Genomic DNA, 12,339 nt, shown 5'->3' with positions numbered 1-12,339 from the left:
TGGTCTTTCAGGCCACTTCTGAACTAACAATAATTTAGTAACGACCGGGCCGACTGAAAATAGTCGGCTTTTTAATTGTGAGAAAAAGTCAAGCCGAAATAATTAGCATGAACGGCCGCAATTAGCGAAAAAAGTCATATTAATTTAGCATAGATTACAAGAATCTGGCTGGATTAATATGACTTTGGAGTGCCGAAATAATTCGCCGTTCGACATCATGCCAGGATCATTAAGTTGTCGCGTCCCAGTGATCAAGTTGCGTAAGTTGTTATTTTGACCAGTTAATTGATAACCGATTAAGTGGCAACGGTTATAGAGCCAGCCAGAGCTGATGTGTTTGTTATGCCAACCGGTCGGATCAACGGTGAGGGCTGCCCGTTCACTGGTAGGCATCAAGCGCTTGTTGAGTAGGGCATTCGCCGTGGTGGCACGGTTGTAGCTGTCAAGCCGACCATATTTTTGCCAAGCACCGCGTTTAGTCGACAGGGTCTTTTTAGTGAACGTTGGTCGATTGTGATTGACTGTTTTGACGTGGTAAGTCGTTGTCGTTGACCGTTTAGTCGTGGTGACTTTCTTAGGCGTTTTCTTAGCGGTTTTTCTAACCACTGACTTTTTAACAGTCTTGTGATGGGTCACCGTAGTTTTCTTAGGGGCCGTTTCGGTGGCTGATAAGGTGAGTCCGCGTTTTTTGGCGGTACTTAAAGAAACGGCGAACACCTTTTTAGCCCGATTTAACCCCCGGTCATGTCGTTTATAGAAGTAATGTTTCCCAGTACGGGTCACATAAACTGTGGTGGCATGCGCGGTGGTCGGTTGGGTAAAGGCAGTAGTTGCCGTGACACTCCCAACGAGTAACATAAGGGTAAGTAACCATTTTAGAAAATGGCGTGAGGATTTTTGCAAAAGAACCAGCTCCTTTTAAAATTAGTGTTAGGTTAGTTCAATTAATCGTATTCCCCCAATTAATTGGTAACTTAACTTCTATTAATAATTTTATAATAATTTCAGTATTAAAACTATTATATTTTAAAAGAAATCAACAAAAAGCCAGCTAATGAGTGAAAATCACTAGCTGGCTTGATATTGGTTATAGCAACTGGTTGTTTTTAGCTAATTGGCTATGACAACTACCCCCAAACATTGTCCATATGTGGCAAGTCGAGTAGGCCATCTTGATCCGCATCGGTTGTGCCGATGGTTTTTAAATGCCATGCCCCCGTATCGTCTTTAGTGGCCACGACCTTTTTACGTTTGCCGTCTGCATTTTTATAAAAGCAGTTTTCGCCGTCTGCACCAATTTCACGTGCCAACACTTGACGAGTAGTCACGTAGCCGTCATTAGTTTGAAACCGGTCAATTTGGTCAACTTTAGTGACTTCAGCGTGGCTGTGGTGATAGATCTTTTCGATTAAAATCATGGTAAATCCCCCTGTATAATTAACTTAATCCCTAATTGGCAATAGTTTAGCATAGATTTTCTAGCTGATTGGCAAATAATCACTTTTTTAAGCAAATATTCATCAATTAATGCGAGTTTCTTGCCTAACCGGTGGCGAATTGATACAATAACTGTTTAAAATCTGTTATAATATTGAACAGATATAATGACCGTGGGCTTAGTAAAATAAGTTCTTTAATCAATCAATTTCACGTTGTGAAGGAGAGATAACCGACATGTTAAAACGCACGAAACAGTTTTTGCGATCGATACATTATGAATATGACAAAACATATATCCGACCGCTGATGGTTCCCGATAGCGTTTACGTGTTGAAATTCGGCAAGGACCATCGGAATAATCGCGTGGTCGTGAAGTATAGTCATACTTGGACTGGACGCGTAAAAATTAATGAGATTGCCTTGCGCCTGCATAAGCAGAAGCATCCTCGAATTTTTAAGCACGAAACGGATCTGGTCAAGTATTTAAATAAACATTTAGCAAAAAAGGCGGCTGACTAGTCGCCCTTTTTATTAGGATGGTGACACTAAATGACCGTGACAACTTTTTTAAGCGGCCGCCCCACAACCGAGATTGCCGCCGATTTGTTAGGCCGGCAATTACGCTTACAAACGCCGGCGGGGCCGTTGAGTGCTTGGATTACAGAAACTGAAGCTTACTTAGGACCGCGTGATGCGGGGGCGCATGCGTTTAAGAATCATCAAACGGCACGTAATCAGGCTTTATGGCTCGCTGCGGGAACAATCTACATTTATCAGATGCGGACGCAATTCTTATTGAATTTGGTAACACAAGCGGCGGGAACACCGGAATGTGTCCTGATTCGTGGTATTGAACCGGCTAATCAATGGACGCAACAGCAGATGTTACAGCGCCGGCTGGGCCCCGTTAGCAATTTGACGAATGGTCCAGGAAAGTTAATGCAGGCCCTGGGATTGGATAAGACATTAAATGCCACGCCGCTTCAGGCAAGCACCCTTGAGCTGGTCTTAACTGGTGGGCGACAACCGCGGCAAGTGGGGATCAGTCCGCGAATTGGAATTGTCAATAAAGGGGATTGGACGACCGCACCACTACGGTATTATGTGGTGGGTAACCCGTTTGTATCCAACAGTCGCCGGTGTGATCAGGATTTACAGCAACATGGTTGGCAGTCATCAGAATTAGGAGGAACAGTAAAAAATGCAATGGACAGAAGTAACCGTTAAAACTTCAAATGAAGCCGTCGAAGCCGTTTCCAACATTTTAATGGAAGCCGGTGCCAGTGGCGTTAAGATTGAAGATGCCTTGGATTATCAAAACTTAAAACCAGACCGGTATGGTGAAATTATCGATTTAGCGACAATTCCTCATATTACGGCGGGGGCTCAGATTTCAGCTTACTATCCCGAAACCGTCTTTGTACCAGAAATTTTACCAACCATTAAGCAACGGGTGGCAAAATTAAGCGATTTTGGGTTAAATCCGGCGCCGAATGAAGTGACCATGGCTGCGGTCACTGATGAGGCCTGGGCGACGGCTTGGAAAAAGTATTATCATCCGGTGCGCGTGACTCGGTATTTGACGATTGTGCCCAGTTGGGAAGACTATCAACCCGTTCAGCCGCATGAATCGATTATGCGGTTAGATCCCGGGATGGCTTTTGGGACTGGGACCCATCCAACGACGCAGCTGTCACTACAAAACCTAGAAACCGTCATTCATGGTGGTGAACATTTAATTGATGTCGGCACTGGTTCTGGGGTGTTGAGCATTGCGGCTAAAGCTATGGGTGTTGGCCAGGTGGAAGCCTACGATTTGGATGAAGTCGCCGTTAAAGCGGCACAGGATAATTTGGATCTAAATCCGGTTGCTGCTGATGTGAAGGTCGCTGCGAACGACTTGTTAACCGGCATTCAGACGCAAGCTGATATCATTGTCGCCAATATTTTAGCGGAAATCATTGTGCCATTAGTGCCACAGGCAAAAGCTAATTTAAAGCAGGGCGGCTACTTTATCACGTCGGGGATTATTGACGATAAGTTTGCGATGGTCATGACAGCGTTAAAGGCGGCTGGTTTTAAAATTACTCAGCATACGCAAATGGGTGATTGGCACGGTATTATCGCCTATCTACCAACGGACGAAGATTAACGGAGGCTGAGGATGCAACGCTATTTTTTAACAGCTGAAACGCAGCCTGTCTTGGGCGCAACTTTTACACTGACTGGCGATTCGGTCCATCATTGGTTAAAAGTGATGCGAGCCCAACCTGGCGATCAAGCTGAGTTTGTCACGGCCGCTCAGGCGGTGGTGATTGGTGAATTGGTCAGCGCTGCGGGGTCAGCAGCTCAAGTTAAGGCTCTGAAGGTGACGACCCCGCAAGTCGAATTACCCGTGCCAGTCGTGATTGCCTGTGGCGTCTCTAAAGGCGATAAAACCGAGCAAATCGTTCAACGGGGAACGGAACTTGGCGCTGCCGAATTTGTCTTTTTTGACAGTCAATACGCAGTGGCCAAGTGGGCGCCAAATAAACGTGAGCGTAAATTAGCTCGGTTGGCCAAGATTGCCCAGTCAGCGGCCGAACAATCCCATCGAACTGTTGTCCCAACGGTTAGTTATCAGCCCAACCTAACTAGTTTAGTGACGCAAGTTGACTATACGGCCGGGGTGGTTGCCTGGGAAGAATCGGCTAAGCAGGGTGAAAGCAGTCAACTCGTGCAGACGTTACGTCAATTAGATGATGGGCAGCGCTTGCTGGCGATCTTTGGTCCCGAGGGCGGTTTAACCACCGCCGAGGTCACTGACCTGCAAGCTGCTGGCATTCAAGCCGCTGGATTAGGGCCCCGCATTATGCGGGCGGAAACGGCGCCGTTATACTTATTGAGTGCTGTTTCTTTTTGGCGGGAATTAGTGTAATTTTTTTGACGGTGGTGTACAATAAATAATCATAGTCATATAGCATTAAAACCTAAGTGAGGGATGGATTTGACGGAAAAATTTCGTAAGGTTAGTGGTCAATATTGGTTAGTGGCCATCGTGGTTGGCCTTGGCTTGCCGTGGTTATTGACGTTACTGAGCGTCAGCCGCTTTCATCAAATCGTTTGGCTATTATTTTTAGTTGACTTTATTTTAGCAGCCGTGTTGGGCTGGCAGATTCGTCGGACAGCACGGACCGGTTGGCTGGTTTGGCTAATGCCGTTATTTTGCTTGTTGGGACTCTATTTATTCTTCCCAACTTACGTGTATTATCTCGCAATTGTTGATTTAGGGATATCGTACTTAGCATACGGGATGGCGGCATAAGCTTAAACGAGTGGTATTCAGAATTAGGACAGATTAAGGCCGGTTAGTTGGATACAACGAACTGGCTTTTTTGCAAAAAAAATTTTTGAAATCGTGGTGAATATGCATGCCCAAACAACCTACTTGGACGGCTCAAGACGTCCTCGAAATGGTCCAAAATTATATGAATGATGATCACGTTGCCCTCGTTAAACGGGCTTGTGATTTTGCAACCTACGTGCATCGTGATCAGTACCGCCAATCCGGCGAACCGTACATTATGCATCCGATTCAGGTCGCTGGGATTTTAGCTGAGTTAAAAATGGATCCAGAAACCGTGGCATCAGGCTTTTTACATGATGTGGTTGAAGATACCGGGGTTACATTAGCGGATGTCGAAGAGTTATTTGGCAAGGACGTTGCCGTCATCGTGGATGGTGTGACGAAACTAGGTAAGATTCGCTACAAGTCTAATAAAGAACAACTAGCTGAAAATCATCGGAAGCTACTCTTAGCGATGTCCAAAGATATTCGGGTTATGATTGTGAAGTTGGCAGACCGCTTACATAACATGCGGACCTTGAAGCATTTACGGCCAGATAAACAACGGCGCATTGCGAACGAAACCTTGGAGATCTATGCCCCAATTGCTGATCGGTTAGGGATTAGCACGATTAAATGGGAACTGGAGGATATTTCGTTGCGGTACTTAAATCCACAACAATATTATCGGATCGTCCATTTGATGAATTCGCGGCGTGAAGATCGTGAGAAATATATCGAAATTGCGATTCAAGATATCCACCAAGCCTTGCATGATTTGAATTTACCAGACGCTGATATTTATGGTCGGCCGAAGCATATTTATTCCATCTATAAAAAGATGCGTGATAAACACAAGCAGTTCAGTCAACTCTATGATCTGTTAGCGATTCGGGTAGTCGTGGACTCGATTAAGGATTGTTACGCCGTTTTAGGGGCGATTCATACCCAATGGAAGCCGATGCCAGGCCGGTTTAAGGATTATATTGCGATGCCCAAAGCCAACATGTACCAATCGTTGCATACGACAGTGGTTGGACCAGAAGGTAAGCCACTTGAAATTCAGATTCGGACGTTTGAGATGCATCGAGTCGCTGAATATGGGGTTGCGGCGCACTGGGCCTATAAAGAAGGCGTCCATGATCAAGTCCAAGAGACCCAATCTGGCGATAAATTGAACTTGGTCAAAGAGATTATTGAACTTCAAGATGAGAGTGAAGATGCCGCCGACTTTATGGAAGGCGTCAAAGGCGATCTCTTTAGCGATCGCGTCTATGCATTTACGCCTAAGGGTGATGTGATGGAATTGCCTAAAGGGGCTGGGCCATTGGATATGGCTTACTCGATTCATACCGAGGTTGGTAATCATACGACTGGAGCCAAAGTAAACGGTAAGATTGTGCCGTTGGATTATCAGATTAAAAATGGGGACATTGTCGATATTTTAACCTCGACGAGTTCCACGGGGCCTAGTCGTGATTGGCCGAAGCTGGTCTACACGCGGCGAGCCCGTAATAAGATCAAACAGTTTTTCCGTAATGCTGACCGTGAAGAAAACATCATCACGGGTCGTGAGATGCTCGACCATCAATTGCGAGAATTCAACTTTGACCCCAAAGTTGTGATGACGAAAGAAAAGTTGGATAAAGTTGCCAAGAAGATGCACTATGCTGGTGAAGATGACCTCTTTGCGGCCTTAGGGTTTGGGGATATGCAACCAGTGGGGATTGCTAATCGGCTGACTAGTGATGTGCGCAAGCAGCGTGAAGCTGATCGTCAGCGTGAACGTGAGCGCGAAATCTTAGCCGAACACACGGAACAAGCCACTAAGAAGAAAAAGAAAGAACAAACTGAAGCCCAAGAGAAGAAAGATGAGCAACGGAAAAAGGTCTCGTCGTCTGGCGGGGTCATTATTCAAGGGGTCGATAACTTATTGGTTCGCTTGAGTCATTGCTGCTCACCAATCCCTGGTGATGAAATCGTTGGTTACATCACCAAAGGACGTGGCGTTTCAGTTCACCGGATTGGCTGTCCGAATGTGAAGCAAGCCGAAACTCAAGGTGAACGTTTAATTGAAGTTGAATGGGAAGATCCTGAAGGCGACCGGACGAACTACAACTCCGATCTTGAAATTCAAGGGTATAATCGAAATGGCATGTTGAACGACGTTTTAAAGGTCATCAACAATAATACGAAATTCTTAACGAATGTTAATGGGAAAGTTGACCATAACAAGATGGTGATTATTAGCGTTTCCTTAGGGGTTCGTAACTTGGGCCACTTGCAACGTATTATCGATAGTTTGAAGAATGTTCAAGACGTTTATGTAGTTGAACGGAAGATGTTTTAGGGGGTATTCGTTTGCGAGTGGTTGTTCAACGGGTGCAACAGGCCCAAGTTAGTATTGATGGTCAGGTGCACGGTGATATTCAACAAGGATTAGTGTTACTCGTCGGATTTACGACGGGGGATGGTGCGGCAGAATTAGATTACCTCGTGCATAAGATCTTGAATCTACGGATTTTTAGTGACGCGGATGGAAAGATGAATCTGAACGTCCAACAAATTGGTGGTGCCATTTTGTCAGTTTCACAATTTACCTTGTATGCGGATACCCGGCATGGTAATCGGCCGAGCTTTATCGATGCTGGTGATCCGGCCGTAGCGCGCCAGTTGTATACCCAGTTTAATCAGCACCTGGCTGCGACTGGGGTGCGGGTCGCCACGGGTGAATTTGGTGCTGATATGCAAGTATCGCTAGTTAACGATGGTCCGGTAACGATTTGTTACGATACTAATCAGAAATAGTTGATTGAGCTGAAGTTAGGGAAAACCTTAACTTCAGCTTTTTGTACGACCCAATTAAATGGATGGGAGCTTTTTTAGTAATGAAACGAGAATTTATCTGGGACTTTGACGGGACTTTATTGAACACGTATCCGGCAATGGTGCAAGCATTTGTACAAGCCGTTGCGGATTTAGGCGGTGAAGTGACGCCGGTCGAGGCATATCAAATCATGCGGCAACAATCAGTCGGGGTAGCTGAACGAACCATTGCGCAACGTTATGGTTGGGATTGGCATCAGATTCGGACTGGCTATCAAAAAAGTGAGCCTAAATTGCAAAGCCAACCGCAAGCTTTTGCAGGAGCGGCGACTGTTTTGGCCAAGATCAAAGCCGTTGGCGGACACAATTATTTAATGACTCACCGCAATGATGATGCGCTACGGTACTTGGCACAAGCAGGACTAGAGCCGTATTTTGATGATTTTGTCACGGCGGCCCAACCATTCCCCCGTAAACCCAATCCCGCGGCTTTAAATTATTTGCTAACTAAGCATCAAGTTGATCGGCCTCGAGCCGTGATGGTGGGTGACCGCAATCTAGATATTGATGCCGGGCATAATGCGCAGATCGCAGGCTTTTTATTCGACTATGACCAGTTAGTAACGGTGACGAGTCACCCTGAGGTCGAGGTCACCTCATTAACAGCGTTATTGCCATTGATTGGTTAAACTTCACAATTATCATTGCACGTCCAATAACGTTATTTGTTGTTGGGCGTGCTTTTTGGTATGGACAGCTAAATTGATTATCGTTGATGTATTTAAATGCTGACGCTTGAATCAGGGTTCAGTCCACCTTGTATAAAAATCTTTATATGTGGAATTAGTTGTACCCATAAATTTAGTCATTATAATCAGAATTAAGGTGCCGCTGAATTAGGTCAGGGCTTGCACTAATTATCGGGCGCGGATTTGGTATTGTTATCGGTCGATAAATCCGTAAGATAAACAGTGTAAGGGGTTGCACAAACTGAATTGTGGGAGGTGAGGCTGGTGTGCAACTATCAAATCGTCAAGTGAAATTAGGGTTGCATTTACTATCGTTAGACCAAGCAACGACGACGAAGTGTTTAGCAGCAAGACTTAATGTTAGTATCCGGACGGTTAAAACCGATCTGAAGGTAGTCCAAGCTTGGTTACAGGCAGCTGGTGATTATTACCGTGCTAAGCCCCGGGTTGGTATTTGGCTAGTTGCGACGCCGGCCCAACGTGCAAGCTTAAAGGCCGCGTTGATGACGAATCAACCAACTATTGAAGCTAGTACACCACAGGAAAGAATTAGTCAGCTGGGATTGCTACTAGCAGTGACTGATCGGTATCTAACAACACAACAATTGGAGAACCGGTTGGGAATTAGCAAGAATACGGTGATTAATGATCTGAATAAAGTCGAACGTTACCTAGCAGATTTTCAAGTGAAATTAGAGCGTAAAAACTATTATGGCTATCGGCTAATTGGGGCTGAGCTTAATTTGCGTTCGGTTTTGGAAGCGCTGTTAAACCAGCTAGTGCGGACGTCATTGGCTGCAAATCTGACTGATGATCCGCTACAGCAGTTACGTCAACTGCCGCTAAGTACGGTGCCAGAGTTACAAACTATTTTAGGGGTGATTATTCCGGCCTTTTCGACGCCAGCGGCAACCGCGAATCCGAATTTCGATGCTAACGATCAGTTGACGATGATTATGCGGTTAGCAATTATCATCTTGCGTTTGAGTATGCATCGATCGCTGAGTCATTACCAACAGTTGACTGCTAGTCCACATGAGCAGGCGGCGTTGCCGTATCAATGCTTTGTACAGCTAATGCAGCATTATGACTTTCCACAATTGCAGCAAGAGTACGATTATTTGCTACGCGGGGCCAATCCCCGGTTTGATGATCAAAATATTGCACGGCTAACTAAAGATATCATTGCGGCGGTCAGTCAACAGACGGGGCAAGCTTATGATCGCGACAGTCAGTTACAAGTGAATTTATTTTCACATCTGTTAACGCAACTGAGCAATAAATATAAGTTTACCAACGAATATAATCCGTTTATTGCGGATATTCAAAATCGACACCCAGCACTGTATCAAGCCGTGAGTCACGCGTTACGAACCCGAATATCGGCCAATCCAGCGGTGGTTAATGCGTCATTAATCGTCTTTGTCACGTTGCATTTCTTAGTGTCACTTGAACGGCAACAGACGACTAGGCATGCGCGCATTATTTATGTTTGTTCAACCGGCTTGGGTGTGACCAGTTTAATTAAAAACGAGTTGGAGCGGCAACTTACCAATATTGAAATTGCCGGTTTCGCATCGCCAACCGAGGTGGCGGCAAAGGTCCGGCAGTGGCAACCTGATTTAGTTGTCAGCATCTTTCCACTCACGGATGTTGACTTGCCCGTTATTCAAGTCAGTCCCTTACCGAGTCCGACTGATATTCAGCAGATTAAAGCGGCCGTCGCGCAAGTATTGCAAGTCTCACCACAGCGGCTAACGCCAGTGACACCGCAACCAGTGACGACAGCTGGTCAGATGGCGCAATCACGCGCACTAATGTTGAAGGGCGCCGTCATCTATGGTCAATTACAGGCCGCGATTGGGTCGCGGGTCCCGGCAGCGTATCAAGCGGCGTTTGTGATTCACGTGATGCTAGCGGTACAGCGTATCAGTTGTCAGCAAAGTTATGACAGTCAAGGGTTGCAAGTGGGTGGGCCGCCGGTTGCCCCCAATGATGCACAACGGATCCGGCAGATTTTTAAAGCCAATCAATTATCGATTAATTCGGCCGAAGTCAGTGCCATTTTACAATATACCCGGATTAATGACTTAACGAATAAAGGAGCGAAACAACATGGATGATCCTTGGATCACAGCAGATGTACAAGCGATTTTAGCTAAGGCGAAACATCCTGCAGCGACGTTAACCGCGTTAAATTTTGCGATTAAGCGAATGCGGGCAGCCCAGATTGAACCAACCGAATTACAACTGGTGATCTTAACCAATCACATTGCGGAAATGGTGACCCGTTCAGTAACGGGTGAACCGTTAGCAGCCGTTGATCCGCAAATGTTTGCAGAGGTTTCGCCCGAAGCAATTCAAATTGCGGCGGATTTGGTCACTAAGATTGGAAACTTAGCAGATTCAGAAAAGTATGTCGCATCAATTCATTTTGAAACGGCTAAAAATAAATAAGGAGGATTTTATGATGGTTAAAGTTGTGATTGCAGATCGAATGGGTAAGGGTCAAAAAGTTGCGGCCGGGGTTGAACAAGCCGGTGGTGAAGCGATTGTGGTTCCTGGGATGGGTGCCGACATGCGCTTAGGCGATGTCATGCAACAAGAAAATGCTGATATGGGCTTGTCATTTTGCGGTAGTGGTGGTGCTGGGGCTTTAACGGCCAGCACGAAATACGGCTATCCAGAACGACACGGGATGCGGTCAATCCAAGAAGGGTTAACGGCGATTGCCGATGGGAAGACGGTGTTGGGCTTTGGCTTTATGGACAAGCCGGAACTTGGCCAAAAGTTAACGGAAGCCTTTGCGAAAAAGTATAACAAATAACGGTTACGGGAGGCAGTGCGTATGACGAAGCTGAACGCAAGTAACCAGCGAACGGTTCGGGTCAGTGGTCAAGCTGAGACGCAACAGGCGGCGTTTGCCAGTGCGCTGAGTAAAATACAAAAAGAATTAGTGGCTGATACGGGCATGGTGACTTTGCAGATTCAACCGCTACAGGTCACCCCAGTGAGTCTACAAGTGGCTCACCGGACTGAACGGTTCTTGTGGTTGTTTTTTCCACGGCAACGGACGCAGTTTTCCGTCACCATCGACGTGACCGTCCAAGTCAATGCGATCGATCTGAATGCGGTCACATTTGCGACGACCCCCGTTAAACGCAACCCGCTCTTAGATTGGACTGGGTTGAGAGGAGGCAAATAAGGTGCATATTTTAATTGTTTTAATGGAATCAGTGATTATTGGTGGACTAGTTGGTTTTGCGGCCGGCGTTGGGGCAGCTCGGATGTTTAATGCCCCAACTGTCCAAGCCTTGGGCGCCTTTCGAACCCTTGGTGAAATGAATGCGGCGGAAGGTGATGCTGCGTCGCACTTCTCATTTGGGTTAGGGTTCTTCTTCAACGCTTGGGCGTCGACGGTCGGGGCCGGAGCTTTTACCCAAGATGTCACGCATCGGGTGATTCCTAACTGGGCGGTCTCAGCCCTACTGTTACGTAGTAAAGACATGAACGAATCAATGCATAATCCTAAAAAAATGGGGATTATGAGTGCTCTAATTGGAATCGTGGTGGTGGCCTTTTTAAATGTCACCTCGTCCTCGATTCCAGCGGCATTACAAGTGACTGCGGTGAAGGTCTTGGTCCCCGCCGCCACCTTGTTGATTAACATGGTGATGCCGATTATCTTTTGGCTAGCAGCGATTGATGCCGGGCGGCGTTCTGGTCTATTAGGGACGATCTTCGGTGGCTTAGCGGCTTTGATTATGGGCAATGCAGTTCCAGGTGTGGTCTTAGGAATCTTAATCGGTAAAGGAGTCGAAGAAATCGGCTGGACGCGGATTACCCGGATTATGCTGGGCGCGGTGATTTTGCTATTTATCTTAAGCGCGTTTTTCCGTGGTTTCGATGTCGATCTATTGAAGTCCTTTAGTCTCAGCGTCCCACAATGGCTGACCAACTGGCATAGCTCGATGGGCGGCTAGAGAGGAGTGCAAGTGT

At 46.3% G+C, this 12,339-nt stretch carries 14 protein-coding genes and 1 pseudogene; 13 read left to right on the top strand and 2 right to left on the bottom strand.

Annotated elements, in window-relative coordinates:
• Positions 1–213: 213 nt before the first annotated feature.
• Positions 214–858, bottom strand: a pseudogene (locus tag FFM80_RS06585) (DNA/RNA non-specific endonuclease); the annotation flags it as partial.
• A 269-nt stretch (positions 859–1,127) separates the two neighbouring features.
• Positions 1,128–1,418, bottom strand: a complete 291-nt coding sequence (locus FFM80_RS06580; protein ID WP_137640082.1) for a hypothetical protein — start codon at positions 1,416–1,418, stop codon at positions 1,128–1,130.
• A gap of 256 nt (positions 1,419–1,674) precedes the next feature.
• On the opposite strand from FFM80_RS06580, the gene FFM80_RS06575 reads away from it, so the two are divergent.
• The 13 genes from FFM80_RS06575 (at position 1,675) to FFM80_RS06515 (ending at position 12,323) form a co-directional block, all read left to right on the top strand.
• Positions 1,675–1,959 carry a hypothetical protein gene (locus FFM80_RS06575; RefSeq protein WP_137640081.1) on the top strand — a complete coding sequence of 95 codons (285 nt, stop codon included), beginning with the start codon at positions 1,675–1,677 and terminating at the stop codon, positions 1,957–1,959.
• 30 nt (positions 1,960–1,989) lie between these two features.
• Positions 1,990–2,667 (top strand): DNA-3-methyladenine glycosylase, encoded by a 678-nt coding sequence (locus tag FFM80_RS06570; protein ID WP_137640080.1) that lies wholly within the window; start codon positions 1,990–1,992, stop codon positions 2,665–2,667.
• The gene (gene prmA / locus FFM80_RS06565; protein ID WP_137640079.1) at positions 2,642–3,592 is read left to right on the top strand and encodes a 50S ribosomal protein L11 methyltransferase; all 951 of its coding nucleotides are present in this window, start codon (positions 2,642–2,644) and stop codon (positions 3,590–3,592) included. Before FFM80_RS06570 ends, prmA begins: the two co-directional genes overlap by 26 nt.
• A 12-nt stretch (positions 3,593–3,604) precedes the next feature.
• Positions 3,605–4,357 carry a 16S rRNA (uracil(1498)-N(3))-methyltransferase gene (locus tag FFM80_RS06560; protein ID WP_137640078.1) on the top strand — a complete coding sequence of 251 codons (753 nt, stop codon included), beginning with the start codon at positions 3,605–3,607 and terminating at the stop codon, positions 4,355–4,357.
• A 69-nt stretch (positions 4,358–4,426) separates the two neighbouring features.
• Positions 4,427–4,744: a hypothetical protein gene (locus FFM80_RS06555; RefSeq protein ID WP_137640077.1), complete on the top strand. Its 318-nt coding sequence runs from the start codon at positions 4,427–4,429 to the stop codon at positions 4,742–4,744.
• A gap of 106 nt (positions 4,745–4,850) precedes the next feature.
• Complete coding sequence (locus tag FFM80_RS06550) at positions 4,851–7,115, top strand: RelA/SpoT family protein (RefSeq protein WP_137640076.1); 2,265 nt, start codon at positions 4,851–4,853, stop codon at positions 7,113–7,115.
• A gap of 11 nt (positions 7,116–7,126) precedes the next feature.
• The gene (gene dtd / locus FFM80_RS06545) at positions 7,127–7,573 is read left to right on the top strand and encodes a D-aminoacyl-tRNA deacylase (RefSeq protein ID WP_137640075.1); all 447 of its coding nucleotides are present in this window, start codon (positions 7,127–7,129) and stop codon (positions 7,571–7,573) included.
• Positions 7,574–7,653: 80 nt separating this feature from the next.
• On the top strand, positions 7,654–8,280 hold the full coding sequence (locus tag FFM80_RS06540) for an HAD family hydrolase (RefSeq protein ID WP_137640074.1): 627 nt from the start codon (positions 7,654–7,656) through the stop codon (positions 8,278–8,280).
• 326 nt (positions 8,281–8,606) lie between these two features.
• Positions 8,607–10,463 carry a BglG family transcription antiterminator gene (locus FFM80_RS06535; protein WP_137640073.1) on the top strand — a complete coding sequence of 619 codons (1,857 nt, stop codon included), beginning with the start codon at positions 8,607–8,609 and terminating at the stop codon, positions 10,461–10,463.
• Entirely contained in the window at positions 10,456–10,797 is a 342-nt protein-coding gene (locus tag FFM80_RS06530) for a transcriptional regulator (RefSeq protein ID WP_137640072.1), read from the top strand. The genes FFM80_RS06535 and FFM80_RS06530 overlap by 8 nt, the downstream gene beginning before the upstream one ends.
• Before the next feature lie 13 nt (positions 10,798–10,810).
• Positions 10,811–11,167, top strand: coding sequence for an SFCGS family glycine-rich protein (locus FFM80_RS06525; protein ID WP_137640071.1), 357 nt, complete (start codon positions 10,811–10,813; stop codon positions 11,165–11,167).
• A gap of 21 nt (positions 11,168–11,188) precedes the next feature.
• Positions 11,189–11,545: a DUF4312 family protein gene (locus tag FFM80_RS06520; protein WP_137640070.1), complete on the top strand. Its 357-nt coding sequence runs from the start codon at positions 11,189–11,191 to the stop codon at positions 11,543–11,545.
• Position 11,546: 1 nt separating this feature from the next.
• Entirely contained in the window at positions 11,547–12,323 is a 777-nt protein-coding gene (locus tag FFM80_RS06515; RefSeq protein ID WP_137634037.1) for a DUF4311 domain-containing protein, read from the top strand.
• Positions 12,324–12,339: the final 16 nt, after the last annotated feature.

The organism is Lactiplantibacillus dongliensis, assembly GCF_005405105.1.
In the GTDB taxonomy this organism is placed as follows: Bacteria; Bacillota; Bacilli; order Lactobacillales; family Lactobacillaceae; genus Lactiplantibacillus; species Lactiplantibacillus dongliensis.
The sequence above is the reverse complement of the archived record's forward strand: the minus strand, read 5'-3'. Positions and strand labels throughout refer to the sequence as shown.

Bases quoted from the DNA above. Each gene is read 5' to 3' on its own strand.
- FFM80_RS06575 (WP_137640081.1), top strand. From the start codon at position 1,675: ATGTTAAAACGCACGAAACAGTTTTTGCGATCGATACATTATGAATAT.
- prmA (WP_137640079.1), top strand. From the start codon at position 2,642: ATGCAATGGACAGAAGTAACCGTTAAAACTTCAAATGAAGCCGTCGAA.
- FFM80_RS06540 (WP_137640074.1), top strand. From the start codon at position 7,654: ATGAAACGAGAATTTATCTGGGACTTTGACGGGACTTTATTGAACACG.
- FFM80_RS06570 (WP_137640080.1), top strand. From the start codon at position 1,990: ATGACCGTGACAACTTTTTTAAGCGGCCGCCCCACAACCGAGATTGCC.
- FFM80_RS06560 (WP_137640078.1), top strand. From the start codon at position 3,605: ATGCAACGCTATTTTTTAACAGCTGAAACGCAGCCTGTCTTGGGCGCA.
- FFM80_RS06530 (WP_137640072.1), top strand. From the start codon at position 10,456: ATGGATGATCCTTGGATCACAGCAGATGTACAAGCGATTTTAGCTAAG.
- FFM80_RS06525 (WP_137640071.1), top strand. From the start codon at position 10,811: ATGGTTAAAGTTGTGATTGCAGATCGAATGGGTAAGGGTCAAAAAGTT.
- FFM80_RS06580 (WP_137640082.1), bottom strand. From the start codon at position 1,418: ATGATTTTAATCGAAAAGATCTATCACCACAGCCACGCTGAAGTCACT.
- FFM80_RS06550 (WP_137640076.1), top strand. From the start codon at position 4,851: ATGCCCAAACAACCTACTTGGACGGCTCAAGACGTCCTCGAAATGGTC.
- FFM80_RS06520 (WP_137640070.1), top strand. From the start codon at position 11,189: ATGACGAAGCTGAACGCAAGTAACCAGCGAACGGTTCGGGTCAGTGGT.